Genomic DNA, 25,738 nt, shown 5'->3' on the forward strand with positions numbered 1-25,738 from the left:
AACGTTCCGCACAAGATGTTTTTGACGAAGCGATTAAYRCGAGTTTTTTTGAAGCATCAAACGGAGGCGTTACCGTGAGTGGCGGAGAACCACTCTTACAAATTGATTTCTTGATTGAGTTCTTTACTTTATGTAAAAAAGCTGGGATTCACACGACGATCGATAGTTGCGGCGGATGTTTCACAAGAGAACCAGAATTCATTGAAAAATTAGACCGGCTCATGGATTTGACCGATTTAATTTTACTTGACATTAAACAAATGAATCCTGAGAAACATCTTAAACTCACAACGAAATCCAATGCGCCAATTTTGGACTTCGCGCATTATTTACGTGACAAAAATCAACCTATCTGGATTCGTCACGTTTTAATCCCAACAAAAACAGATGACCCTGCGGATCTAACATCCCTTCGCGACTTCATAGATACACTCCCTAATGTAAAACGCGTGGAAGTATTACCTTATCACACAATGGGTGTCTACAAATGGAAAGAAATGGGCATTCGTTATCCACTTGAAGGCATTGAACCGCCTGATGACGAAACCGTTAAAATGGCCAATGATATTTTAAAAAACGGCCACATACGCATAAAAAATAAGCCTTCCAGAAATGGAGGCTTATTTTTTATGGTTTAAAATATCTTCACACCAATCCATTTCTGCAAGAATTAAGTCGCGTCTTCGCAAATAGATTTGATAAGACATATTTTGCATAAAATCATCTTCACTTTCTAACCCTAATAACTTTTGAAAATGTTCTAAACTATCTTCAGCAAGCTTTAGCTGGCTCTTCAAATAGGCCACGCGTTCCTCTAAAAGAATCGCCGTTCGATCAGGATTTAACCAGTCAAGTTGCAGTTTGATAATAAATTCATCTCTGGTAACAGGGGTTTTTAAAGCTGTCTCAGACCATTCTTTTAATAAAAAAATACCTTTTTCAGTGATTGCATAAATTTTTTTATTCGGTTTACCTTCTTGGACCTGCGTATGTACAGTTAAATAGCCTTCTTCTTCCAGCTTTGCGAGCATCGGATAAATCTGACTGTGATTTGTATTTTGCATGATTCGGAGGCGATTCGCTAAATCATATCCACTGGATGCTTCCCGCGCAATCATTTCAAGTAGGGTAAAGCCTAGTAAATTAATATTCGTCTTCACAATCTTACTTCCTTTCAAGAACCTATCTATTGCCCATTGTAATCTATTTATTTCAAAAGTGCAAAGAGAAAACAAAAATTATACATATGTAAATATTGACATATAAAAGAAAAAGCGATACACTTAACAAGTTGAAAAAAATAGAAAGAAGTGGAAAGAAAATGTTAACTGAACAAGAAAAAAACACTGGCAAATGGATTACAGTAGCAGCCTCATTGCTAGCGTTTATGGGAATTGGGATTGTTGATCCGATATTACCAAGTATCGCATCAAGTATTGGCGCTACACATTCGCAAGTAGAAATGCTATTTACCGCATATATTTTTACAATGGCGATAATGATGATTCCAATCGGGATTGTCGCAAGCAAAGTGGGGGATAAAAAGTTAATCGTGAGCGGCCTTTTTTTTAGTCACGATATTCGCTCTTTTATGTAGTTTCTCTAATAGCATTGGTGCTTTATCTATCTTTAGAGCAGGGTGGGGACTTGGAAACTCCATGTTTCTAGCGACAGCCATGACTCTACTCATTTCGCTTTCACATACAACTTCTCACGCAATTGGCCTGTATGAATCTGCAATGGGACTAGGTATGGCGTTTGGTCCATTAGTAGGCGGCATTTTAGGGAATATGTCGTGGCGTTATCCGTTTTTAGCAACAGCTGCACTCATTTTCATTGCTTGTTTACTCATTTTATTTAAAGTAAAAGTACCTCAAAGTGTTGACCAAAAAACAAGTTCCAATCAAGCAAATGTTGCATTTGTTTACCTATAAACCATTTTTACAAATTTCCTTAAGTGGGATGTTTTACTACTACTGTTTCTTTACAATTCTCGCATTCTCGCCACTTGTCCTTGGTTTATCCGCGATTAAAATCGGTTTTGTCTTTTTCGCCTGGGGACTATGCCTTGCATTTGGCTCTGCCAAAATTGCGCACGATTTAGAAGCAAGATATAATTCAAAAACTATTTTAAAATTCACATTGATTGCATGTGCGATTATTTTAATTTTACTAGGTATCATTCATGTTTTATGGGTTAGAATTGCACTCATCATCATTTCCGGTCTAATTTTAGGCATAAACAACGCATTATTTACCACAACCGTTATTGAACATTCACCATACGCACGTAGCGTTACAAGCGGTGCATATAATTTCGTTAGATGGCTCGGAGCAGCATTTGCACCATTATGTTCCGGAATAATAAGTGAAACGCTAGGTACAAGTTATCCATTTTTAATTGCAGCCGCATTAGCAATAATCGGTATGGCTATTTTATTTTTAAAAGTCACACAACCAGCTGAAAAACAAATCGAAGTCATGGAATAATTGATTAAAAACGTTTTCTTAATGAGAAGGCGTTTTTTATTTTAGTTTACGATAATAACCATTACTTCCTATAATATATATTATGTAAACTAGAATTTTTTAGTTTTAAATAACGGACAGAACCTTGCCTTCCCTTACTTTTGAATTTGTTTTAGCATTAAAATGCCAACTTATAATGGAAGTCTAGCACTTATAGAATAAACTATTAAATTTGTTTTAATAGTTTATGGTGTTAATTGAATACCCTGTATTAAACTCCTCATTATAAAAAATCCCAAATGTTAGATTTCGATTTAACATTTGGGATTTTTAGCTATGCTTTTCCTCATTAACTTCTGAGTCCGCGTCCTTTTTCAATCAAATACCAGCAAAGAAAATAAAGGGCTGCGATAAATAAAACGAGTATGCTAATGGATACCCACAGCGAAACGTCTGTTTTTCCAAGGAAACCGTAACGAAAACCGGAAATCATATAGACAATTGGGTTGATCTTGGAGACAGCTTGCCAAAATGGTGGTAACATAGCCACGGAATAAAATACTCCGCCTAGATAAGTCAGTGGTTGCAACACAAAGGTTGGTACAATGGATACATCATCAAAAGATTGTGCAAAGATACCGTTTAATAAGCCGGCTAGAGAAAATAAAATGACAGTTAGTAAAAGCGCGATAATGATAATCGGCCATGAGAAAACCTGAAGTGGTACAAAAAATAAAGAAATTATCGTAACAAGTGCACTCACGAGAATACTTCTACCGAGTCCCCCGACGACAAATCCCCAAATAATCACGTGTGTGGGTACGGGTGCTATCATTAATTCTTCAATATTTTTTTGGAATTTTTGAGAGAAAAAGGAAGAAGAGACATTGGAATATGAACTCGTGATGGCAGACATCATAATCAGACCAGGAACGATGAATTCCATATAAGAAAATCCGTCCATCTCCCCGATTCTACCACCAATTAAATTACCAAAAATAATAAAATAAAGCGATGTGGTAATGACAGGTGGTACTAAAGTTTGAACCCAAATTCGCATATAGCGATTAGTTTCTTTAACAGCTAAGCTTTTTAATGCGGTGTAATAAAGACTAAACATTTTTTTCCTCCACTAAGTGTTTTTCTTCTGTTAATTTTTAAAAATAATTCTTCTAATCGATTGGATTTATTTCGCATGGAAAGAACTTTGACGCCCTGAGCAGAAAGTTGTTCGAAAATTTCGTTCACACCTTGATTTCTCTCGACTTCAACAGCAAGTGTGAGATCATCTTCAAAATACGTTTTATAACCCGAGATTTGTGGTTTGTTATCAGAAGCTGCCAAATCAAAAATAAAGGTTTCAAATTGCAATTTAGCTAGCAAAGAGCGCATACTTGTGTTTTCGATTAAAGTTCCAGATTGAATGATTCCGATATTACGGCAAAGCATTTCGGCTTCTTCTAAATAATGGGTAGTTAAAATGATGGTCGTCCCACCCTCGTTTAGTTCTTTTAAGTACTTCCACATTTCGCGGCGTAATTCAATGTCTACCCCTGCTGTCGGTTCATCTAGAATGAGCAATTTTGGTTCATGCATAAGCGCTCGTGCAATCATTAAACGGCGTTTCATTCCGCCTGATAGCATACGGGCACGCACATTTCTTTTCTCCCATAAATCGGATTTTTTTAGATAATACTCACTACGTTTTATGGCTTCTTTTCGTGGCACTCCGTAATAGCCTGCCTGATTGACTACAATTTGCTGCACCGTTTCAAACGGATTAAAGTTAAATTCTTGCGGAACAAGACCGATTTGTTGTTTCGCTCGAACTAAATCTTTATCAAGATCATAGCCAAAAACGTTTACCTTCCCAGAAGTTTTATTGACTAGAGAAGTAATGATACCGATTGTTGTTGATTTACCTGCACCATTTGGGCCGAGTAAAGCGTAAAAATCGCCCTCTTCCACTGTTAAATTAATGCCACGTAAGGCATGTACACCAGTCGCATAAGTTTTTGTTAAATTTTGTATTTCGAGTGCGTATGTCATTTGATATAACTCCTTTTTTCCGAGTATGGAATTTTGTTTTTCCAACTTTTCTATTATACATCAAATTAGGAAATTATGTTGTCAGTTTGATTGATACCCCGTTTGCAAAAAAGATTTTTATTGAAACTAAAAAAAGGCCCCTTCCAAAAGGCTCTTTTTAGTTTCATTTTCACCCATCTCAAAAGGTGATAGAGATTCATCAAAATAGCTTGATAAATCATGTTCACTATATCACAAAATTGAAAGCTATAGAGTAAAATTCCCTAGAAACCCTGTTTTTTGTCCTAAATAGCCATTTTTAGACTTAAAAACACTATTTTTGTACATTATCTTTATTTTTCTATGTTTGATTAGGCGATGAGCGGACATAGAAAAAAGACTACCATGCTAGTGGTAGTCTTTTAGGCTATACTTTACGATATACTTTCATCCCAGCGATATAGGAAATAATGAGGATTGCGGCAATCCAGATAAGCGAAACCCATGCATCGCTTGTTAGTGGCTGGGCATTAAATAAATTCCTTAATGTTTGAATAATGGGCGTCATCGGCTGATTTTCGGCAAATATCCGAACAATTTTTGACATCCCTTCGACTGGAACAAAAGCAGAACTAACGAACATTAGGAGTAAAATCACGTATGAGAATGCGCTTGCTCCCTCCACGCCTCCAGCCATCAAACCAAATGGGACTGAGAGCCATGTAAGCATAAAAGCGAATAAAACAAGAAATAGGATAATCATTAGCCATTCTAAAAAGCTTGCATCAGATCTAAAGCCAATTAATAGGCCTACTAATAACACTGCTGCACATGAAATGAGCATAAAGATTACGGAAGCGACAACATGGCCACCTAAAACTGCTGATTTAGCAATAGGCATCGATTTAAATCGCTCAAACATCCCTCTCGTTTTATCAAGGTTAATTCGTAGTGATGTATAGGCCGAGCTTGAGGCGATTGTAATGAGTAAAATACCTGGCATAATATAATCGACATAGTCTTGACTTTGAACACCTTGTAGCTGGATGGATCCTCCGAAAATATAAACCATTCCAAGCATAATCATAATGGGCATGATAACAACGGTTATCATTGTATCTACACTTCTTAAATTATGTTTAATAATTCGGCCAGAAAGCGCGAATATATCATTAAAATACTCTTTCATCATTTTTTCATCCTTTCGTAAGTGTTACAAATACATCATCAAGAGTTGGACGAATGGTTTCAAAATCCGTTGGTTCGAGTTGATTAGTATTTAACACTTTTAATATATTTAAAACGCTTACCATTTCTTCAGTTAGTTCGATTGATAACATGTCACTTTCAATCCGTTTTGGTTGGAAGTCTTCTAAAATTTGTTCGGCTTTTTCTATATCTTCTACTGAAAAAGATAAGTGCAAACGATTTTCGCCGGCTAAACGTTTCATTTCTTTCGGTGTTCCTGTCGCAATAATTTTCCCATCTTTTAAAAATCCAATGGTATCCGCTAATTGATCCGCTTCCTCAAGATACTGGGTTGTTAAAAAGATGGTTTTTCCATTTTCTTGAAGATGTCGAATTACTTTCCATAAATCTAGGCGACTTGTAGGGTCAAGACCCGTAGTTGGTTCATCAAGGAATAAAATTTTGGCATCTCCTACAAGGCTCATAGCTAAATCTAGGCGGCGTTTCATTCCACCAGAATACATCGATACAATTTTATCTTTTGCATCAAGTAAATCAAATTGTGCTAATAATTCGAGCGCTACTTTTTTCGGTTGATTGACATGGCGTAATTTTCCTATTAAAACTAGATTTTCAAAGCCGCTAAGCACTTCGTCGACGCTTGCGTGTTGAGCATTATAACTAAACAGTTTTTGCGCTTCACGAGGATTTTTATCAACTGGAAGCTGATCAATTTCAACCTGCCCCCCGTCGCTTTCGATGAGTCCAGTAATGATTTTTAATAGTGTGCTTTTTCCTGCCCCATTAGCGCCAAGCAGAGTATAAATACTTCCTCTTTCGACTTGAATAGAAACATCTTCCAAAACAGTCTGCTTTTTAAAATTTTTCTTAATATTTCGAATATCAATAATAGGCATCATGGCCTCTCCTTTCTATTTGAGCGTTTTCCGTAATTTATTTCGTTGCTTTTCCATCCATGTTTCTTCCGGGAATTCATTTAAAAGGCTATCTGCAAAATCAGCTAAATCTTCTTCTACAACATCGCGCACTTCTTGACCATCCACAACAGCATTCTCAAACATTTCGAGGACATTAGTTAAAACTTCCATCATGCCGGAGCCACCTGCAAAAGTCCAAAGATAGGTTTGAATCCCTTCCATTACATCGCGAAACTCTGCTGGCAAAGCATCGACTCTTTTCTTATAGGCTTTATACGCACGTTTTTCCGCACGATATTTTGTAAACCAATTTGTCATTTCGCTTCCCCTCCTTCTACTTCTTTCATTTTCAAAGCAATAAAGTTCCATTTTTCCCAAAAAACTTCTAGTTCTTCTTTTCCCGCATGATTTAATGTGTAAAACTTTCTAGCTGGGCCTAAAGCAGATTTTTTCTTCTCCACTTCAACCAATCCTTTTTTCTCAACTCGTAATAAAATGGTATAGACAGTTCCTTCCACAATTTCATCAAAGCCTAAGTCATTTAGATATTTTGTAATTTCATAGCCATACGTTTCGCCATTTGAAATCTTTTGTAGAATCATTCCCTCAAGAACACCTTTTAACAGTTCAGTTAGGCCTTTCATGTTTTCCACCTCTCTACTTTGTATTACTAAGTACAACTATATAGTAATACAAAGTAGATTAATTGTCAACAAAAAAAAACAACAGTTTTTTTTCTGTTGTTTTTTTGTTCCACGTATTTAGCTAAAAATAGTAGACATTTTTGGCGCATCGAAAACTTCATAATGAATTTTCTCTTCTAGAACACCAATTTCTAAAAGGGCTTTTTTAATACCTATAGTAAATTCAGGCGAGCCGCACAAATAAAATTGACCAAAAAGTTGTCCGTCCAAGAAATCTTCTAATTTATTTTGATCAAGTCGTCCCTCGGTCTCGCTAATATTTTGATACATTTTAACTGTACTCGGTAATTGAGAAATCTCCGCTTTTAAAGCAGAGCCAGAACTTTCTCGGTAGTTTTGAATCCATATTACAGCTTGGTTCTCTTCACTTGCCATTTTAGCCATTGGTAAAATCGGTGTCTCCCCTATACCGGAACTAATGAAAACTTGTCTAACATCCTTATGTAACTGAAAATCACCCGCTGGAGCACTTAAATAGATTTCATCATCAAGTTGCACTTTCTCATTTAAATAATTTGAAACCACACCTTGTCTCTCTACTCGAACAGCAATAAAGATTTGATTAGTTGCTTCATCAAACTGATATATAGAATAATGCCGATTTGAATAATAAGTGGCGTCCCTATCTTTTATTCGTACTGTTACGTATTGACCAGGTTCAATTTTTCCGATAGGGAAAGTAGACGCGAGCCCTAACTTAATGATCCCTTCTATAGGCTTATCAATATAAATAACACGAAAAGCCTGGAAGCCTTTCCAATTTTCAGCCTGGTACATCTCTGCTTCGACATCAATAAATACTTGGGCAATTTCAGAATATGTTTTTTCCCATGCTTCCATAATTTGTGTTGTTGCCCCGTCACCTAAAACAGACTGAATAGCCTCTAATAAATGATACCCAACAATGGGATAATGCTCTGCTTTTACTTGCAAAGCACGATGCTTATACCCAATCTGCTGAATATAATCTGCTAAAACAGACAAGTCATCAATATGTTTTGCAGCCGCTAGAACAGTATTAGCGAGTGCTTTTTGCTGTAATCCTTTTTTTTTGATTGTTTTCATTAAAAATATTCAGTAGCTCGGGGTGCGCTGCTAGCATATTCTTGTAAAAAAGACTGGTAATTTCTGTCCCTTTCGCTTCTAAAAAGGGAATTGTTTCTTTCACAGTTTGTTTCGTTTTTTCGTCCAACATGTTCCCACCTCATTCATTTAAATTTGTTTGGACAAAAAAGAACCCTCTTCCAAAAAGGTTCTTTTTTGCTTGTCTTCATCCAATTAATAGCAGACTTTTTATTAATTCAATTCCGACGTACTTATCAAAAAAAGGATTAACTATAGTTTACCATAGAATATAAGCCAAAAATCGATTTCACCCTAGAAAGCCTGTTTTTGACCCTAAATAGCAATCGGAAGCGCTTTCTGTATGTGTTATTGCATATAAAACTGAATTGTCTGTTAAAAAATTCACAAATAAATCACCCTTTTTAATAAAAAACACCACATGTAAACAGTATCATTCCCCACGCCAAGCATGCTATACTACTGTAGAAAGCGTATTTTATTTAAGGATGTGAAATATTTGAAAAAGATATTGGTTCGATCAGGAATGACACCATTAGATAATTTTTCAGCTAAAGACATTTACTTAAAAGACCGGACAGGATATAACAACGGAAATCTTGCGTATCAATTTAGCATATATCGCACGCTTTGGCAAGAAGATGTGGAGATGGATGCAGATGGATTAACTTCAAATCCCAATTTAGCAGCTAAAATTAACGAAGAGTATGATTTTTATATTCTCCCTTTCGCAGATGCTTTTCGCGAAGATTTCCGTGCTACCTTACGCAATTATACAGCTTTAATTCAACAACTAAAAATCCCTGTTATTGTCACAGGAATTGGCTTGCGTGCAAACTATGAACCAAATCTAAAAGAGGGATTCCCGTTTGATGATGATGTAAGAGCTTTTGTCAAAGCGGTTTTAGAAAAAAGTACTAAACTCGGTTTGCGCGGGCAAATCACGGCCGACTATTTACTACATTTAGGATTTCATGAAAGTGATTTCGAAATTATTGGCTGTCCTTCCCTTTATACATTCGGTCGGCATCTACATATTCGTGATTTGCAATTAGAAACAGATTCTTTACTGGCCATCAATGCCTCTCCTTTATCAAGAGAAAGCTCTTTACAATTTTTAAATCAAACCATTGACACTTACAAAAACTATTATTTTATTCCACAGCACCTTGACGAACTGTATATCGCCTATGCAGGTGGTCCTGACATTTCAAGTGAAGAGCCAAGTTATCCGACCTCAATCGCGCATAAATATTACAGAGAAGGACGCGTAAAATACTTTACCTCCATGCCAAGCTGGTATGATTTTATGAAACAAGTCGACCTATCAATTGGTTCTAGGCTCCACGGCAATGTTATCCCTACCATTTGCGGAACACCCAATATTTCTTTTGTCCAAGATGCAAGAATGCGTGAACTAGCCTCATACCACAATTTACCCCATGTCACAGCTGATAAGTTGGAAACGATTCATGACCTAGACGAATTACTCCAAACCGTCGACCTAAAATCAGCCGAAAAAGTACAAGCTAGAAATTTTGATAACTTTATCTCTTTTTTAGATGAAAATGAGTTAGCGCATATTTATAAAAATGATAAAAATCGGCTAGACGCTCCTTTAGATGCTGAAATAGCCCCAATTGAATTCAACAAAAGCCCAACCGTGGTCACACAATTAAAAGGCGATCAATTACTCGAACGAGTTCACCTCGCATCGAACCTGCAAAATGAACGACAAGATTATCGCCTTCGTTACCATATTAATTTGCGTCAAAATCAGATCAAACAACTGAAAAATAAAATTGAGGAAAATGGACAAATTATCGCAAAGCAAGACGTGACCATCCAAAACTTAGAACAAAAAGTAAATCAACTAGACAAACATCTGTCTGAAAAAGATGTCTTACTTCAGGCAGAACAAAATCAGTCTTTAAAATTAAAGCAAGATATTCAGCATTATCAAGGCACTTTAAATCGGAAAGCCGTCAAAACGACTCTTCGAATAGCCGATTCATTTGCCTCGCTTAAGAAGACATAATAAAAGGAAGTCGATATAAACAGTATTCAAAACAGCTTACAAAAAAGAGGCGTATTTAGGTGAGAATAAGTACGCCTCTTTTTATTTAGAAAATTATAATCAACAAACTGATACAAACGAGTAAAACGCCTTCAAAAAGAATAATACTCCATACATAACTTTTTCTTTTTATATCTACTAGACCTGTACTTAAAAAGGCTATTAATAATACTAGATGTAGCCATACAGGAAACCCGATTCCTTCATTATTTCTAATCATTGAAACGCTCATGGCAACACATATAACTGTCCAAATAACTAATACACTTGTCAAAATTACCTTCTTTGTCATGCAAATTTCTCCTCTTAATATGGTTTAGAACTAAAATACCAACTTCCAACACTTTTTAACAGCATCCCCATCAAATTCTTGTGTTTCTACAGTTGGTGGTAACATTCCAACCTATAAAAATAAGCACAGTATACACTAAGACAAGACTTAATGTAATTTTTGCTAAATTATTTGATTTACTTTTAAAACTACTTTTACGTTTCTATTTCGATTAAACGGCTACTATTCCCTAATCAAAGTATTTTTCTCGATGAAAATTTTCTATACATCCACTTTTAAATTCAGAAATTGGCTTTAATCGTATGAACTTATCCGCGCATAGGTGACAATTATATCTTTTTCCTCCCGAATTTCAAACCATTTATTTGACACCTTAATTTTACATTTAAAAACGGCAAAAAGCCATCTTTTTTATTTGTCCATTTAGGATATACCTTAAATGGACATTTAATGATTAAACTAATGTTGCATATTCTTATTTTATTCTCATTGGATTCCTAGTTCATTTTAAAGTTCAACCGATATACTAAGTTTATCAAATGAAAGACATCTATTTTTACTCCCTTTTTATAGATGTTTTTCTATCCCCTTTTTCACCAGTATGGTTTTCTCCCCTTTCCATATTGGTGTTTTTTTTGTTTATTTTAAATCTAATTTATCTTAAAGTGAGATTGCCTACATAGTTATTCAGCTTGGCAAATTACCTTTACTTTTATTTAGTTACTTCCTTTCCTTCAAAAGTAAACTTTTAAAAAATCACCCTACACATGCGGATTTTGAACAATTCTATTGAACATACTTTAAAATCGTGCATAGCAACAAATCTCTAACTGTACACTAGGTTATACTCTATTGGCACTTAAATTGTTTCCTTATCAAGAAGCATTGAATGTTTTCTCTTGCAAAATCCTCAAAAGTGCGTAGGCTTTCCCCGATAACTTTAAAAAATCATCCGTCACCCTTTTAGCGGTTCCCATTCTTGTCATAAAGTATAAAGCAACCGTTACATTCACATATCCTTTTTCAAGTACCTGTTTTTGAGTTGACTTCCGTTAAGATGGATTATGTTGATTAATTTTTATACATTAACATAAGAGTCATGAATATCCTCTTTAAGTAAATGCTAGATTTTTATTTTTTTCTTCTTAAAATCAAGCATCCTCCAAAGATAACTAGTGACATACCCGATAGCATAAAATAAGTCGTTTCCGAGTCCCCAGTCTTGGGCAGCCGTTTTTTATCTTCATTTAAACTTTTCTTATACGTTTTTTTCTCTGTTGTTTTTTGCAACGTTTCTTGTGCTTTTTCTGAAGAAATAACCTGCTCTTTATTGGATCCAACTACCTCTTCAGATTTTTTATTTACTTTACCTATCTCTTTCACTACTTCAGGATTTTCAAAATTTGTTATATCTTTAGTAACGACTACAACTTGTTTAAATTCTGCACGATTTCCATCTTGATCCACGACTTCATAAGTGACTGTATAGCTACCTTGCTTCGCTATATCGACTGGATTATCTATCATTTTCACACGACTAGTTAAATCGCCATCTTCTTTATCTGTAGCATGAATTGTTTCCATAGGGCTGTAAGTTTCATTTTCCGTTATCTCCACTTTCTCTTCTCCCGTAATAATCGGGGCTTCCGTTACAATAACTGTGCGAGTAAAAGTTGCTTCATGATTATCTAAATCAGTCACTTTATAAATGACTTCATAACTTCCAGATTGACTTGTATCCACTGTATTACTAACAATTTGTAATTGATTCGTTAAATCCCCATCTTCTGTATCTATTGCTTCTATGCTACTCATAACGTCAAAATCTTGATTAGGATTTAGACGTGTTTTTTCTTCCCCAGTAATAGTGGGGGCTTTATTCTCTAAAACCGTTGTTCGTGCTTGTAACCCTCCTGCTACTTGACTATCAAAAACAATAATTACATCACCACTATTTAAACGCTCACCTTCAGCTAGCGAGTAAGAATAATTTCCTTCACTATCAACCGGAATATTCAATCCCTTTTGCTCACGTTGTGTCGAATTTAAAAAGTTTACATAATGTCCAGGTATACCCTTCCCTGTAATGGTTCTACTCTTATCCTGAATTGGATCAACAGTTAATTCCTGCGTATCTATTTTCTCATCATTTGATCGTTCTGTGGCATAGACTGTATTTTCTTGAAAAGAAAAATTTCCCACAACCATAACAGAAATGATACAAAAACTTATAAGAATTTTTTTCAAAATAATACCGGCTCCTTCACAATGATTTTAATAAACTTAGCTTTTTAACCTATTTGTGCCATAATTCATGGTTTAATTGGCCTTTTTTATGAAAGAAGAGCCCTTAATTAATAAGGGCTCCCATTTTAGTTTCAAATTTTTCTTTGTTTATTTTGCATTTTTTTGTCGGCGAGTAAATAATGCCAATACTCCTAGTAATAACGCTCCTATACCTACTAATATACCGCTGTCTAATGTTTGATCTCCTGTTTTAGGAAGGCCAGTTTTTGATGTTGCTACCTTAGCTGAATTATTAGAAGTTGGATCTTTCACTGTATTTTTCTCTTGTACATTCATGTTTGTAGTTGGTGTGTTTTTGTCTGTTGTACCATTTTTATGGTTATTATTGTCTGCTGATTTTTTTTCATATACATACGTAACTGTTTGTGCTGCATTACTAAATGTTCCTGTTGCATTTGCTGGTGTTTCTTTTAATGTGTAACCATCAATTGTTTTTGCTTTAGATGCATAAGCATCACCTACGTTACCACTTAATGTTGCAGATGTTGCTAATTCATTACCATCGGCATCTACATATTTAACCGTTACATCTTGTCCTGCTACAACCACCGCATCTTTTTCATACACATACGTAACTGTTTGCGATGCATCGCTGAATGTTCCTGTTGCGTTTGCTGGTGTTTCTTTTAATGTATAACCATCAATTGTTTTTGCTTTAGATATATAGTCATCACCTACGTTACCACTTAATGTATCTGTTGTGGCTACTTCATTGCCGTCAGCATCTACATATTTAACCGTTACATCTTGTCCTGCTACAACCACCGCATCTTTTTCATACACATATGTGACAGTTTGAGCCGTATCACTGAATGTTCCTGTTGCGTTTACTGGTGTTTCTTTTAATGTATAACCATCAATTGCTTTTTCTTTAGCTGCGAATGCTTCACCAATGTTTCCTTTTAGTGTCTCAGCTACTGCAAGTTCGTTGCCATCTGTATCTACATATTTAACGATTACATCTTCACCTGCTACAGCATCTTTTTCATATACATACGTGACAGTTTGAGCTGCATCACTAAATGTTCCTGTTGCATTTGCTGGTGTTTCTTTTAATGTATAACCATCAATTGTTTTTGCTTTAGATGTATAACTTTCATCTATATTACCACTTAATATATCAGCTGGTGCTAATTCATTGCCATCGGTATCTACATATTTAACCGTTACATCTTGTCCTGCTACAACAGGATTTTCATCACTTATTTTTTTATAGTATAGTGTGACCACAGGTCTATCTTCACCCGGATACGTAGCTGGCATAATAGACGGTAGGGCAGGACTTTCTTTTACAAATTCATAAGAACCACCTGTTCCTATTGTACCATCTGCATATTGATATCCTTCGTCCATCCCTACATAAGTTTGTTGATAGGAGAAATCAATTGTATCTCCTACACTACCAGTAATATTATCAAATGATTTCAAACCTTGCTTTAGTTGATCTGGGTCAAATGGGTTATGAACATAAATACCTTTACCAGTGTCAATATCTTTATATAGAACTTGTATGTTCATAGCATTTTTGAAAGGTGTATATTCATATGTTACTGTTTGGGGCTCTGTAGAAAACGTTCCTATAGGATTTCCTGTAGTATTCGTAAGTCTCCAGCTATTTTTTCCATTTTTAGCACCTGCACTAATTAAATCCTCTGATGTATAAGTTTCACCAACTGTTCCAGTCAGTGTTTCAGTTTTGAAAATAGTTCCATTATATACATGATTGACTGTAATTGGTGCAGCTGTTTCAGCCTCTGCTCCTATTTTGTTATTTGTTACTACCTTTTCCTCACTTTTACTAACGCTAGCTGCATGAACTTGTAAGGGTGCTTGTACAACCAAAGCTGTTGCTAGTGTTAAAATACCAAGTTGACCTAATTTCATTTTTTTTGCTCCTTTGATAAGTTATTAAAAACCATATTTACTTCTACTTGAAAGACGGATATGATTTTCTCCAAAAGTATAGCATGGACTATGGATTGCCCTGTGGGTATTTTACACATAGCTAGAGTGTAAATGTGAAATTTCTGTGAAAGACTTCTAATAAATTACTTCTAAACACAGGCTCTGCCTCATATTCCTCATTTTATGAACTTTTAGTCACACAACCTACTTTTTATCTGTGTAAAATACACACTGTTCCGGACGTTACCTTTGCTATGATTAATGCTATTAAAGTAAAAGGAGCGCGAAAGATATGTTGAAAAATAAAACCTCTGAAATTTTACTAGACCTCAATCAAAATAAGGCTGATTCTGACTGGGTTCGTATTATGTCAATTCCCAAAACTTCTAGTATTCCAGGGAAATATTTTAAAGAAGAATTTATTATTGTATTAGAAGGCGTGCTACATTTAGGAAACAAAAACAAACAAATTATCCTCTTTTTTTCTGAAGGAGATGTTATCAACCAACAAGTATCTGATTTGAACATTACTAATAAATTAGAATTAATATGTGATACAGATGTAAAACTTGCCTTTGTTTATCGTGAGTATTTTCTCAACTTCGCAACGAATAAACCTTCCTATTTAGAATGGCTTCTTGAAATGTCTCTTTCTAATAATCTGAACTTATATAATGAAATTATGAAACATGATTATTCAACTGAGGATCGCTTAATGTACTCTCTTCGCTATTTAAGCGAAAAATTAAATATACCTTGCGAAGATGGCTTCTGTAAACTACCTCCTTTTATAAATAAAGTAAATTTATCGAAATATAGTAACTTATCACGAAAGTATTTGGATATAATGTTAGATTCTCTCGTCCAACAGAATTTAATTCGTATAGAATCAAAGTCTATATACGTTAAGGTTTAAGAGCAGCGTCACCATATATTTTTGAAGAAAAGATTTTACATTTCTAATAAATAGCTCCTTTTTATGATAAATATTTAAAAATTAAAAATTGTAGTATTAAAAACCACTCTATTCATTTGTTAGAGTGGTTCTTCAATATTGACTTATTTATTTTTTATTGCCAATATAAATGCTGACACTTCTGTTGCTCACATAATCATCAACAAATGACGGGTAAGATTCATTCGTTCCACTCGTTTCGTAAGGAAGGATTCTTCACACTTAGTATATTTTTTCGTCTTTTAATTAGGCCTCTTCGCTCTAATTTCTCTAAGTAGGTATACATACTCTTCCGTGATACATGACTATATCGAGAAAGGCTCTGTAGATTGATAAAATGAGGTAACTCATAAAAATCCCCTCTACTCTCCAAATTCAAACTGTGAATAAGCTGTTGAAAAGAATACATCAACTTATCTTCTCCAGTTATATCATTTCGCATAAGCTCAAACATAAATGAAGCTGCATTAGCCACAGTTGCACGCATAAGTTTTTCATAGTAGTGCGGTTTATTCGCCGCATAATTTAGAAAAAATTCTCGATGGAGTAAAACTATTTTAGCATCTACTTCAGCTACTAACATGAGCTTATCTTGCACTCTCAATTCATATGGCGACTGATATAAAACACTATCTGGCGCAAAATAATGTAAAATTTGCTTATTTTGATTTTCCAGCCGGAGTACTCCTTCTAAGATAAGAATAAAATGGGGTTCTAATTTTTGAATTTCAAAAGGTTTTGCTTCAGGAATATTTTCTCTAATAACCCAACTGGCTTCTGGGGAATTTGTTTCTAATTCATCAACTAAAGACAGCCAGGCCCGTGAATTTCTTTTCTCCAAATTTTCCTTCCCCTTTCATTTTGAATGTGGCATACGCAGATAAAAACAAATCTTTTTTTAGAAAAAGATTGCCTGAGTACTCCTCACAGTGAAGCTAGCTCCCGCTAGACATATTTAGTCATTCCCTTCTTATAGATATTCAAACCGATAGGCCTTGTTTTTTTGGTATAATTTCCCAAAGCCACTTCAAAATCAGACCATTTATCAGGATTTTCAGTTATTTCTTTATAAATATGATTTCTTTTTCTTTTTTCATCACGTAATTGTTTATAGAAATCACTAAATTTTGTTTTAAGACCTATTTCTATATCAAATCCATTACCAATAAGAAAAGTTATATTCATCTATATATTCCCCTATCTTTTATGATGTCCTTTCATTTATTAGAATATCGTACAATCATATTTATCGCATGTTAGTTAATAATTTTACAAATAATTCCCATACAAAGAGACATCGTATGTCAATTTTATTAAGAAAAAACTACATTTTATAATCGGCATTGACACTTGAATTTAAGGAGTCCAGCAATCATTACTGCTAAACTCCTTGTTTTCGAATTGACATCCTTTAACAGATGCTATGTTAAAGGAATGTTTATGCATATAAAAGGCAGGACGACCAGGATCCAAAATTTTTTTGAATCAGTCTTCTATCATTCGCCAAGACCAATCAAGCATTTCTTCAATACTTTCCCAGAATCTTTTTCCAAACACAAAACAAGAGACCGGTTCGGCGGCCTCTTGTTTTGTGTTTTATTCTACACCTTTAATAGCTTCAATCATATCTAACTTGCGGATTCGACGTCCAATTAAGAAACTGGTTGTTAATGAAGCGACGATTGTAATAATTGAGGCGATGATAATGCTGACCACTGAAATTTTGGGATAATATGTGATTTGATAAGTGGAAAATGTACTCACATATTGATCTAAAAATAAAAATCCAAGTGGTAATCCGATAATCCAACCAACCACGGTAGTAAAAATATTTTCTTTAATGGCAAGCGAACTGATTTGGCTTTTTTGATAGCCTAAAACGCGTAAGGTGGCATACTCTCTTCTTCTTTCTGTGAAGCTAAGCGCTCCTAGGTTATATAGGATGACAACGCCTAGTAAAATAGCAAATACTTTGATGAGCATAAAAATACTTTCTAAACTATCAACTAGTTCTGTTGCAACCTTGCGCTGTTCTTTCATGGAAATAATTTGATGAATTTTTGTATTTTGGTCTAATTGCTTATAAGTTACATTATCCCCAACCATTAAAATCGTCGGTTGATAGGTCCCGTCCATTTTTTTCCACATTTTTTCGGTGATATAGGCGCCTTGCGGGACACTTGAATGAATAATACCGCTTATTTTTAGTTTATACCTTTCTTTTGACCTTGAGACGAGTAATTCAATGGTCTGTCCTTTTGCTAAACCAGCCGCATCAGCCACACCTTCTGTCACATAAACGCCATCATCCGAAATACTTTTTCCGTCGGTTGTTTGGACATTTACATAATTTCCTTTTCCAAGAATATTTAACACATAATCATAACCATCATCTGGATAAATACGTGTGGATACACTCTGAATGGACTGCGCATCAGGCAGCTCTTTTTGTAATGCGGGAAGATCATTTGCTGTTGTTTCAACTCGGTAAGTATATGTAAAATCTTCTCCGTAAGAATCTGTCACTTGGCCGTTCATAGAATCAGGCATTCCAAATCCTGCCATAAGAAGCATCATACAACCCGTTACACCGATGATTCCCATAAGAACGCGAACTGGGCTAGACATCGCATCACGTAGAGCCCATCTGTCACCATAACGTAACGCATTCCAAAATCGGGTGTTTTTTTTCTAAGAAAATATGTTTTGAATTTTTAACAAGGTTTCCTCTAAAGTATTTGACGGGAAGTCCTTTAATGGCTTTTCTAGAAGCAAAAAAAGCGGCGAGCATACAAATTGCGAGCACTAAAAGGGTTACTCCGACAGAAGACGCTGTATAGGCTATGTGCCAGTTATCTAGAGCAAACATTTGTTTTTGCGTGCCAAGGACAAAATTGGACATGATAGGCGCTATTCCCCAACCTACTAATGCTCCAATACCTCCGACTGCTAAACCGAAAGATGTATAATGCCAACCAAGTTTTGCATTTGAATATCCTAATGCTTTTAAGGTAGCGATATCTTTTGTTTGTGTTTCGATAAGGCGTTTAATGGTTGTATACATGGCTAAAATGGCTAGTAAGATAAAAATAAATGAAAAGAGTAAGGATAAATTTTGAATTTGTCCCACGCGGTCGAGTGCAGCTGAAACATCAGGCAGTGTATGTTGATTGTAATAGGCCACGTAGCGGTCGCCCAAAATGTCTGGGGCCTCTTTTCGTACGTTTGTTTGGCCACCTTTTACTTCTAGAATGTTTGGCGTGTTATTTTCATCCAAAGTAGCTAAACTCTCTTGATTCATTATTCCGTAGCCGTAAAGATGAGGTACAGGGGCAACAAACTCCGGTGTGCCTGTATAATATAAGCGATCGGGTGATAAAATCAGGCCAACAACGGTTGGATTCGTGGTTTGATTTTGATAATGCAATCTGATTTTATCACCTAATGAATCTGATTTGCCTTGGCGTAATCTTCGTTTAAAAGAATGCTACTTGAATCCCCTTGTTTAAGTTGTTTCCCAGCGACTAAAATAGGTTTCGTAATCTCGCCATCAATCGGTGTATCGAGGTAGAGATAATTATTTTTATCTTTTGTTAAAGCTTCTGCTAGAATACGCTTTTTTGTTGCCGTTTCATTCACATTTTTAATGGACTTAAAGGAATCAACATCTTCTGTAGTAAAATCGGTGCTCATCACCCACGAGTCTGCTAAATCTCCTCGTTTGGTGAAATCATCTACACTTTTCTCCATACCATGATAAGCACCTTCAAGCCCTACATAAATTAAAACACTTAGTAATGCCATTAAAAAAACTGAAAAAAACTGGCTCCAATTTTTTAAAATATCGCGTCGTAGTTTCTTGTTTAAAAATTTCATTTACCAAGAAACCTCCTTCACCGTAAGCGGCGTCTCGTTCTCGGTAATGGATTCAATTTCTCCGTCGTGTAACCGGATAACCTTATCCGCGATATGAGCTACTTCCGCGTTATGTGTCACGAGAACAACAGCAGTTTGTTTATCACTCGCCGAATGTCTTATCAGTTCCAATATGCTTTTCCCTGTCTCAGAATCAAGTGCACCAGTTGGTTCATCGCAAAGTAATAAACTAGGTTCTTTTGCTAAAGCTCTGGCGATGGCAACGCGTTGCATTTCACCTCCTGATAATTGGCTTGGGAAATTATTTTTGCGTTCGCCTAAACCAACTCGTTCAATAAAGTTTAGTGAATGATTGCTTTTGCCTGTTAGTTGAGCTGCAATTCCCACATTTTCAAGGGCGGTTAAATTAGGAATTAAGTTATAAAATTGAAAAACAAAGCCAACCTGATCTTTTCGATAGTTTGAAAGTGCTTTATCGTTATAATCGGTGATATCTTCCCCGTCAAGCAAAATTTTCCCACTTGTTACTCGGTCCATCCCGCCAAGCAAGTTAAGAAGGGTGCTTTTCCCAGAACCTGAGGGGCCTAAAATGACCGTGAGTTGTCCTTTCTTGATTTCAAAACTTACTTTTTTTAATGCTTCCACTTTTTGCTCCCCAACGTAATACGTTTTCTCTACTTCTTTAAATTTTAGCAAGGTAATGCCTCCGATTTTAATATTTTGAAAGTATTTTTACTTTTTCTTTTTAATGTTGGCTTTTCATATTGTTCGATTATTTTTTTAGAAACAGCTTCCCGATTTGTTGCAATGATTTTTTCTGCGCGAAGAACAGCTTCTTGTATGGGTACCACAACTGGCAAATCTAACCAATCAATAATTTGTTCTAAACGCTCTTCTTGTGTTCCCCTTACTTCATATTGCGGGAAATGATATTTTGCGAACTCTTGGCGGATATCCACTTCGGAAATTTGACGATATTTTTCTGAAACAGGCCTGTGACCATCTTTTTTCATTTCAAATTCGATAGGAAGATGGACGACATGTGTATACGTTCTTTCCGTGTGAAGGGAAACAACTTGCTCATAGGCTTGCATATATTTTTTTAAAAAGGATTTGGCGGGTATGCCGAGGACGGCTTTTACCATTTGATGAAAAAAAGCTGCGCCTGGATTAATCCCAATTTTCAAACGAACTGTACCATATATCCATTCGTTCAAAACAGACCCATCTGAAATAAAGCCTTTTTGGAGCGTGTCGAGTTCAGCTTCAGCTTTAATTCGCTCCTCCATTCTTTTTAAACCGAGAGCCATCAATTCCGTTAAATTCATATCTTGAAATCGTCTTCCTGGATACAAATCAGTTAATATTTCACGTGCTGATAAAGCATTAATCATCGGTATACCTGTTGCAATTGACAATGCCGTTGTTGTTGTCGTTTTTCCAGTAGAGTATGTCCCAGAAATGACTAAGTTTAGTGGTTTATAATCTTTATTCATTGCGCCTTAACTCCTTTATGTGATGGCAACTGATGAGCCACTTTTGCTTCAAAAATAATCTGGTTCTTGGCATCTTGCCCTATCATATGTAATGTTCGCCAGTTGACTCCGTGTAACGGAAGCAATTTAGATTTTTTTATATGAGCTTGAATTAAAATAGGTTCTTCATTATCAAATATTGGAATTTTATTTGTAGCTTTTACTTCTCTCATCCAAAAGTTTTCAGATTCATCCCGATTTAATTGATCATGATGATAGGCTATAATTTGTCCAATTTGAGAAAAAATGACAAGCCATTCCACTAATGAAATTTCAAATTGATGGCCACTTTGTATCCCTGTAAATTGTTCTACACGATTTTCATTGAAAGAATGAACAACACAATTCATTTCTTCTTTATCGAAAGTAATTTTAGATATTTCCTGTTTTTTATCTATTAAATGATGGCTGATAAATGCTTTTTTTGTACTACCCTCTGCTTCGCTTAAGCTTTTATGTTTCACATAATCGAGTTCTACTTGTACACGCATATCCTCCACAAAAATGGTAGCCTTCACGCCTTTATAATCCCAAGCTATTTCCTCTGTACGAATCTTGATATGCGTAAGATCTTCGATTGCTTCTGCCCCTGCTTTAATCGCAAAAGATGTTAGAAATAAATTTTGTACACAATACTCACTATTTTTGGTAGAAATATACATTTCAATATGCATTAAACTTAAAATCAAACAATCGATGGTACTTACATGTTTCTCCAACTGCTTTCCCTGCTTTTCCGACCAAAGCCCTTCATGATACACTTTTCCAATTTCACCATTTGTTGATATGGCATATCTTGCACTTCGATGTCCGTCTCCGAAATACCGATGTCTAAAATCTCCTAGAAAATCATCTGCTGTATACATAATATCCCCTCCAGTTATTCTTTTTGTACATGAAAAAGCAAGTATTCTAGATGTTTTGCGTATGAGACAGTTAATCGTCTTATAACGATTATGTAAATAATATCACAATTAAACTTTCGATTGTGAAAAATTCCCCAGAAACCCTATTTTTAATCATAAATAAAAAAAGAAAGCGTTTTCCTTTATTTTTTTGCGCATAAATTGTAATTTTCCGGCTAAAAATAGTCAATAGTTAAAAGCCAATAACAAAGTTATTGGCTTTTAACTAGATGCATATGTTTAAAAATAACTAAATTCATTTGAATAAGAAGGTAACCAAGCATTATGCCAAAGACATTTAGAAAAATATCCCCCGTATCGAAGTAACCAAGTGAGAAAATAAACTGCAAGCCTTCAACCGTGAAAATGAGACATAGTGCCAGTATAAGCGCTGGAATGAAGCGTAATTGATAAAATAAAAAACCAATCGGCATAAAGAGAATAATATTCCCTAGGGTAATCACGCGTAGATTTCCTTCTAGAAAAGGAAGAATAAAATCAAAAGTTTGAAACGAGGCTCCTTGAACATGTGAAGCTTTCCCAAATAATAAAAAGATTAAGCAGGCAAAATAAAGTACATAGATGATAATCGTTAGCTTTTTAGAAAATTTCCATTCGATTAGTTGGATACCAATCAAATAAATAAAGAGCGCGGTTAGACCAATCACAATATAATCAATACCTCTTATCGTTTCCATAACATGATGTAAATAAAAAACCATCCATCCTTTAAAAAAATAAAGGTATAAATAAAGCGCAGCAGCTACGGAAACAAAAGGGAAAATACCTATAGATGCAACTTTTTTCATTTTGTCTCCTCCTAACATCATTGTTTGTCCTAGTATAGCTTTAAATCATAAACAAATCGTTAAAAGGAACTAAAGAAAGTTTAAATTTCTTTTTCACGAACAAAAAGAAATAAAGTGCCCCCTATTATGAAAAGAACAATTAAACTAGCAACCCCGTAAGAAGTATTTCCTGTAAGTTGCGTAATCACACCTAATAAAGCCGGCCCAATAATCGCTGAAAATTTGCCAAAAATATTATAAAACCCGTAAAATTCATTTGAACGTTCTTTCGGAATAATTTTCCCATAAAAGGAGCGACTAAGGGCTTGAATACCACCTTGGCTTGTACCAACCAGTATCGCTAAAATCCAAAAATCAACCACAGTATCCATAAAAACAGCATAGATACAAATGATAAGATAAATAATAATAGCAACTAAAATCATACATTTTGCTCCCCATTTTTTGGCAAAAAAGCCGTATAAAATAGTAAATGGAAAGGCAATCAGTTGCGTGACGAGCAAAATTAAAATAAGCGTTGTAGCCGAAATACCTAAATCGATCCCGTAAGAAGTGGCCATTCGAAAAATAAGTATCCACACCATCAATATAAAAAAAGTAAGCAATTAAAAATAACGCAATCGTTCGGTAAGAACGAATTTTTGCCTAAGCGTATTAAATAGACGCTTAAAGCTCGCCTGAATGGGTTTTTTCGCCTTTTTAAGATAATGATTTTGATGGACATTTTTAAAAAATGGTATGGTGAAGCCTAACCACCAAATAGCGGTCATCAAAAAACCGATATTAACAAGCGTCACCTCTTCAATTGGCAAAATCCCCGTTACTTTTAAAACAATAAAAGTAATAAAAGGGATTGAGCTTCCTAGGTAGCCATAAGCATATCCCGCAGAAGAAATCCGGTCCATACGCTCATTCGTTGTCACATCAATCAAAAAACTATCATAAAAAATATTTGCCCCCGAAAAACCAATTAACGATAACGCATACAAACCAAGTAACATTAACCAGCCATCATAAGGCACAAACATAAACGAAAGCGTACAAGCCACCCCTAAAAAAGTAAATAAACTAAAGAATCTCTTTTTGAAAAATTGATAGTCTGCTATAGTTCCTAAAATAGGAGCCAAACAGGAAATAAGTAAGGTGCCAACCGAATTGGTGTAGCCCCAATACGCCGTAGATAGCGAATCACTAATTCCAGCATTTGCGGCAACACTTTTAAAATAAATCGGTAAAATTGCCGTTGTAATCATGATTGAATAGGCAGAGTTTGCCCAATCCTGTAAAATCCAACTTTTTTCCTCTTTTGTATACATGCCGTTTATTCTCCCTCAAATAAGTCCGAAATAACCTTTCCTTCCACATTAGGCATTTGAAAACCTAATATTTTAGCAAAAGTTGGCGCTTCATCAATTAATTGCGCGTTGTCGATTTCTTCCCCGCGTTTTATTCCGGGACCACTCACAATGAGCGTTGTCTGGTAATCTTTTTTATCCGGATGATAGCCGTGAACTGCACGATAATAATCCGGCTGCCCGATTTTTTCATCCGTCACTTCTTCTACTAAAGGCCCCTCAACATTTTCCATAAAGTAGCAGCCTGGTATCGCTTCAACCATGAATGTAGCCTCAGAATCTGCCCCTAAATGAACAATTTCCGATGTAGTGTACACTTTTTCAATGCCAGGAAGCTGATTTAACGCCTCGTAAACATGATTTTGAAGTGCTTGGTTTTTTATGTAAATATAACTTGACCCGTCACAACTTTTTGCATACACTTCCCATTCGATAATCTCATTTGTTGCATCTATTGTTAACCAATTTTGCTCAGCAAATAGAATATTTAATCGTAATATCGTATTCACATTTATTTGATAATGATCCCCTAAAATAGCAAATGTACTTTCATCAAAAATACCCGCTTTTTTAGTAGCCGTAATCAACTCGCCTAAACGATTATCGTGCCGTTTGAGCGCCTCATTTGCCTCGTTTGAGGTTACGCCATATTGATGTCGCATGCTATCTAAATCAACAAAATGAGCCATCAAAAGACCCGGTTTTCTAGTCAGAATCGTATCAATGACCGAAGCCGTTATGAAATCATCTAATTGGGGTTGTTTAATGCCCTTTCGCAGATGACCAAATTTTTTATTCATATGGAGAAGAAAAAAAAGGCGAACTTCCCCAAAGTGAAACGAGAACCTGATTTAGCCAAAAACGGTTTGGAAAAATCTCAGCAATATTGTAATCAATACCGCTTTGAGCAGCAACTGGCCATAAAAAAGAGGCCGTTTTATATCCTTTTGCCTTCGCGATTTCATACAATGTAGGTACTTTAATAGCATCTTTATACCAATACCAGTCAGGTGAAGTTCTGTTAGGTTGAATCTTTGTATTATTCACAATTCCATGTGTAATAGGATAATGACCCGTAATAATAGACGTATGGGCTGGATATGTAAGAGAAGGATAAATTGAACGAACTTTTTTAAATATGTGTGCCAGTTTCTTTTTATTTTTTTTAAAATTAGGTAAACTTTCAATATCTTCTAAATCTTTCGCGCCTAAAGCATCAAAAGAAAGGATAAATAAATAACGAGTCAACGTTTAAACACCTCTTTCTATTCCTATTGTAACAAAAACAGTTTAAAATTACTCAACAAAAAAC

23 protein-coding genes and 4 pseudogenes are annotated in these 25,738 nt (G+C 35.3%); 5 read left to right on the plus strand and 22 right to left on the minus strand.

Translation table 11 applies throughout. The features are described 5' to 3' along the window. Window positions 1-638: pyruvate formate-lyase-activating protein (gene pflA / locus LFLEISCH_RS08770; protein WP_007475563.1), on the plus strand; the 638-nt coding region annotated here is incomplete at its 5' end. On the opposite strand, the gene LFLEISCH_RS08775 is transcribed toward pflA, so the two are convergent. After that, entirely contained in the window at window positions 621-1,118 is a 498-nt protein-coding gene (locus tag LFLEISCH_RS08775; RefSeq protein ID WP_051057302.1) for a PadR family transcriptional regulator, read from the minus strand. The genes pflA and LFLEISCH_RS08775 overlap by 18 nt on opposite strands. A gap of 203 nt (window positions 1,119-1,321) precedes the next feature. On the opposite strand from LFLEISCH_RS08775, the gene LFLEISCH_RS16495 reads away from it, so the two are divergent. Further along, complete coding sequence (locus tag LFLEISCH_RS16495; protein WP_420912439.1) at window positions 1,322-1,597, plus strand: MFS transporter; 276 nt, start codon at window positions 1,322-1,324, stop codon at window positions 1,595-1,597. Between the two features lie 13 nt (window positions 1,598-1,610). Then, a pseudogene (locus LFLEISCH_RS08780) lies at window positions 1,611-2,490 on the plus strand (MFS transporter). Between the two features lie 328 nt (window positions 2,491-2,818). Here the strand turns inward: LFLEISCH_RS08780 and LFLEISCH_RS08785 are convergent. The 7 genes and pseudogenes from LFLEISCH_RS08785 to LFLEISCH_RS08815 form a co-directional block, all read right to left on the minus strand. Next, complete coding sequence (locus LFLEISCH_RS08785; protein ID WP_007475569.1) at window positions 2,819-3,589, minus strand: ABC transporter permease; 771 nt, start codon at window positions 3,587-3,589, stop codon at window positions 2,819-2,821. After that, window positions 3,582-4,518 (minus strand): annotated as a pseudogene (locus LFLEISCH_RS08790) (ABC transporter ATP-binding protein). Before LFLEISCH_RS08790 ends, LFLEISCH_RS08785 begins: the two are co-directional and overlap by 8 nt. Before the next feature lie 406 nt (window positions 4,519-4,924). Next, window positions 4,925-5,686, minus strand: coding sequence for an ABC transporter permease (locus tag LFLEISCH_RS08795; RefSeq protein WP_007475573.1), 762 nt, complete (start codon window positions 5,684-5,686; stop codon window positions 4,925-4,927). A 7-nt stretch (window positions 5,687-5,693) separates the two neighbouring features. Further along, a complete protein-coding gene (locus LFLEISCH_RS08800; protein WP_007475575.1) occupies window positions 5,694-6,602 on the minus strand; it encodes an ABC transporter ATP-binding protein in 909 nt (302 codons plus the stop codon). 15 nt (window positions 6,603-6,617) lie between these two features. After that, the gene (locus tag LFLEISCH_RS08805) at window positions 6,618-6,941 is read right to left on the minus strand and encodes a DUF1048 domain-containing protein (protein WP_007475577.1); all 324 of its coding nucleotides are present in this window, start codon (window positions 6,939-6,941) and stop codon (window positions 6,618-6,620) included. After that, window positions 6,938-7,267, minus strand: a complete 330-nt coding sequence (locus tag LFLEISCH_RS08810) for a PadR family transcriptional regulator (RefSeq protein WP_007475580.1) — start codon at window positions 7,265-7,267, stop codon at window positions 6,938-6,940. Before LFLEISCH_RS08810 ends, LFLEISCH_RS08805 begins: the two co-directional genes overlap by 4 nt. Before the next feature lie 117 nt (window positions 7,268-7,384). Further along, on the minus strand, window positions 7,385-8,392 hold the full coding sequence (locus LFLEISCH_RS08815; protein WP_007475582.1) for a globin domain-containing protein: 1,008 nt from the start codon (window positions 8,390-8,392) through the stop codon (window positions 7,385-7,387). Between the two features lie 517 nt (window positions 8,393-8,909). On the opposite strand from LFLEISCH_RS08815, the gene LFLEISCH_RS08820 reads away from it, so the two are divergent. Then, window positions 8,910-10,448, plus strand: coding sequence for a polysaccharide pyruvyl transferase family protein (locus LFLEISCH_RS08820; RefSeq protein ID WP_007475584.1), 1,539 nt, complete (start codon window positions 8,910-8,912; stop codon window positions 10,446-10,448). Between the two features lie 85 nt (window positions 10,449-10,533). On the opposite strand, the gene LFLEISCH_RS08825 is transcribed toward LFLEISCH_RS08820, so the two are convergent. The 3 genes from LFLEISCH_RS08825 to LFLEISCH_RS14695 all read right to left on the minus strand — a co-directional run bounded on the left by LFLEISCH_RS08825 (window position 10,534) and on the right by LFLEISCH_RS14695 (window position 14,970). Further along, window positions 10,534-10,779, minus strand: coding sequence for a hypothetical protein (locus tag LFLEISCH_RS08825; RefSeq protein WP_007475585.1), 246 nt, complete (start codon window positions 10,777-10,779; stop codon window positions 10,534-10,536). Window positions 10,780-11,910: 1,131 nt separating this feature from the next. Further along, the gene (locus tag LFLEISCH_RS08830) at window positions 11,911-13,026 is read right to left on the minus strand and encodes an immunoglobulin-like domain-containing protein (protein ID WP_007475586.1); all 1,116 of its coding nucleotides are present in this window, start codon (window positions 13,024-13,026) and stop codon (window positions 11,911-11,913) included. 147 nt (window positions 13,027-13,173) lie between these two features. Then, window positions 13,174-14,970, minus strand: coding sequence for a MucBP domain-containing protein (locus tag LFLEISCH_RS14695; RefSeq protein WP_007475587.1), 1,797 nt, complete (start codon window positions 14,968-14,970; stop codon window positions 13,174-13,176). 313 nt (window positions 14,971-15,283) lie between these two features. On the opposite strand from LFLEISCH_RS14695, the gene LFLEISCH_RS08840 reads away from it, so the two are divergent. Beyond that, window positions 15,284-15,907: a cyclic nucleotide-binding domain-containing protein gene (locus LFLEISCH_RS08840; RefSeq protein WP_007475588.1), complete on the plus strand. Its 624-nt coding sequence runs from the start codon at window positions 15,284-15,286 to the stop codon at window positions 15,905-15,907. Window positions 15,908-16,127: 220 nt separating this feature from the next. Here the strand turns inward: LFLEISCH_RS08840 and LFLEISCH_RS08845 are convergent, their stop codons facing one another. The 11 genes and pseudogenes from LFLEISCH_RS08845 to LFLEISCH_RS08885 all read right to left on the minus strand — a co-directional run bounded on the left by LFLEISCH_RS08845 (window position 16,128) and on the right by LFLEISCH_RS08885 (window position 25,674). After that, window positions 16,128-16,787, minus strand: a complete 660-nt coding sequence (locus tag LFLEISCH_RS08845) for a cyclic nucleotide-binding domain-containing protein (RefSeq protein WP_007475590.1) — start codon at window positions 16,785-16,787, stop codon at window positions 16,128-16,130. A 104-nt stretch (window positions 16,788-16,891) separates the two neighbouring features. Further along, window positions 16,892-17,131 carry an AbiH family protein gene (locus tag LFLEISCH_RS08850; protein WP_007475592.1) on the minus strand — a complete coding sequence of 80 codons (240 nt, stop codon included), beginning with the start codon at window positions 17,129-17,131 and terminating at the stop codon, window positions 16,892-16,894. 411 nt (window positions 17,132-17,542) lie between these two features. Then, on the minus strand, window positions 17,543-18,574 hold the full coding sequence (locus LFLEISCH_RS14700) for an ABC transporter permease (RefSeq protein ID WP_051057298.1): 1,032 nt from the start codon (window positions 18,572-18,574) through the stop codon (window positions 17,543-17,545). Between the two features lie 22 nt (window positions 18,575-18,596). After that, the gene (locus tag LFLEISCH_RS14705) at window positions 18,597-19,373 is read right to left on the minus strand and encodes an ABC transporter permease (RefSeq protein ID WP_051057299.1); all 777 of its coding nucleotides are present in this window, start codon (window positions 19,371-19,373) and stop codon (window positions 18,597-18,599) included. Window positions 19,374-19,387: 14 nt separating this feature from the next. After that, entirely contained in the window at window positions 19,388-19,822 is a 435-nt protein-coding gene (locus tag LFLEISCH_RS14710) for a hypothetical protein (RefSeq protein ID WP_051057300.1), read from the minus strand. Continuing rightward, entirely contained in the window at window positions 19,823-20,524 is a 702-nt protein-coding gene (locus tag LFLEISCH_RS08860; RefSeq protein ID WP_040504816.1) for an ABC transporter ATP-binding protein, read from the minus strand. Further along, the gene (locus LFLEISCH_RS08865; RefSeq protein WP_007475597.1) at window positions 20,512-21,318 is read right to left on the minus strand and encodes an AAA family ATPase; all 807 of its coding nucleotides are present in this window, start codon (window positions 21,316-21,318) and stop codon (window positions 20,512-20,514) included. Before LFLEISCH_RS08865 ends, LFLEISCH_RS08860 begins: the two co-directional genes overlap by 13 nt. Beyond that, window positions 21,315-22,223, minus strand: a complete 909-nt coding sequence (locus LFLEISCH_RS08870; RefSeq protein WP_007475599.1) for an AvrD family protein — start codon at window positions 22,221-22,223, stop codon at window positions 21,315-21,317. Before LFLEISCH_RS08870 ends, LFLEISCH_RS08865 begins: the two co-directional genes overlap by 4 nt. A 251-nt stretch (window positions 22,224-22,474) precedes the next feature. Next, complete coding sequence (locus tag LFLEISCH_RS08875) at window positions 22,475-23,071, minus strand: VanZ family protein (protein ID WP_007475601.1); 597 nt, start codon at window positions 23,069-23,071, stop codon at window positions 22,475-22,477. An 80-nt stretch (window positions 23,072-23,151) separates the two neighbouring features. Continuing rightward, window positions 23,152-24,387 (minus strand): annotated as a pseudogene (locus LFLEISCH_RS08880) (MFS transporter). A gap of 5 nt (window positions 24,388-24,392) precedes the next feature. Continuing rightward, a pseudogene (locus LFLEISCH_RS08885) lies at window positions 24,393-25,674 on the minus strand (alkaline phosphatase family protein). Between the last annotated feature and the right edge of the window lie 64 nt (window positions 25,675-25,738).

Origin of the sequence: Listeria fleischmannii subsp. fleischmannii LU2006-1 (assembly GCF_000344175.1) — a bacterium.
Taxonomy (GTDB): domain Bacteria; phylum Bacillota; class Bacilli; order Lactobacillales; family Listeriaceae; genus Listeria; species Listeria fleischmannii.

What these genes read in the sequence shown, in the direction of transcription:
- LFLEISCH_RS08825 (WP_007475585.1), bottom strand. Translation starts at nt 10,779, where the DNA reads ATGACAAAGAAGGTAATTTTGACAAGTGTATTAGTTATTTGGACAGTT.
- LFLEISCH_RS08805 (WP_007475577.1), bottom strand. Translation starts at nt 6,941, where the DNA reads ATGACAAATTGGTTTACAAAATATCGTGCGGAAAAACGTGCGTATAAA.
- LFLEISCH_RS16495 (WP_420912439.1), top strand. Translation starts at nt 1,322, where the DNA reads ATGTTAACTGAACAAGAAAAAAACACTGGCAAATGGATTACAGTAGCA.
- LFLEISCH_RS14700 (WP_051057298.1), bottom strand. Translation starts at nt 18,574, where the DNA reads ATGTCTAGCCCAGTTCGCGTTCTTATGGGAATCATCGGTGTAACGGGT.
- LFLEISCH_RS08775 (WP_051057302.1), bottom strand. Translation starts at nt 1,118, where the DNA reads ATGATTGCGCGGGAAGCATCCAGTGGATATGATTTAGCGAATCGCCTC.
- LFLEISCH_RS14695 (WP_007475587.1), bottom strand. Translation starts at nt 14,970, where the DNA reads ATGAAATTAGGTCAACTTGGTATTTTAACACTAGCAACAGCTTTGGTT.
- LFLEISCH_RS08785 (WP_007475569.1), bottom strand. Translation starts at nt 3,589, where the DNA reads ATGTTTAGTCTTTATTACACCGCATTAAAAAGCTTAGCTGTTAAAGAA.
- LFLEISCH_RS08865 (WP_007475597.1), bottom strand. Translation starts at nt 21,318, where the DNA reads ATGAATAAAGATTATAAACCACTAAACTTAGTCATTTCTGGGACATAC.
- LFLEISCH_RS08875 (WP_007475601.1), bottom strand. Translation starts at nt 23,071, where the DNA reads ATGAAAAAAGTTGCATCTATAGGTATTTTCCCTTTTGTTTCCGTAGCT.
- LFLEISCH_RS08800 (WP_007475575.1), bottom strand. Translation starts at nt 6,602, where the DNA reads ATGCCTATTATTGATATTCGAAATATTAAGAAAAATTTTAAAAAGCAG.
- LFLEISCH_RS08795 (WP_007475573.1), bottom strand. Translation starts at nt 5,686, where the DNA reads ATGAAAGAGTATTTTAATGATATATTCGCGCTTTCTGGCCGAATTATT.
- LFLEISCH_RS08815 (WP_007475582.1), bottom strand. Translation starts at nt 8,392, where the DNA reads ATGAAAACAATCAAAAAAAAAGGATTACAGCAAAAAGCACTCGCTAAT.
- LFLEISCH_RS08870 (WP_007475599.1), bottom strand. Translation starts at nt 22,223, where the DNA reads ATGTATACAGCAGATGATTTTCTAGGAGATTTTAGACATCGGTATTTC.
- LFLEISCH_RS14710 (WP_051057300.1), bottom strand. Translation starts at nt 19,822, where the DNA reads ATGAAATTTTTAAACAAGAAACTACGACGCGATATTTTAAAAAATTGG.
- LFLEISCH_RS08810 (WP_007475580.1), bottom strand. Translation starts at nt 7,267, where the DNA reads ATGAAAGGCCTAACTGAACTGTTAAAAGGTGTTCTTGAGGGAATGATT.
- LFLEISCH_RS08850 (WP_007475592.1), bottom strand. Translation starts at nt 17,131, where the DNA reads ATGAATATAACTTTTCTTATTGGTAATGGATTTGATATAGAAATAGGT.
- LFLEISCH_RS08840 (WP_007475588.1), top strand. Translation starts at nt 15,284, where the DNA reads ATGTTGAAAAATAAAACCTCTGAAATTTTACTAGACCTCAATCAAAAT.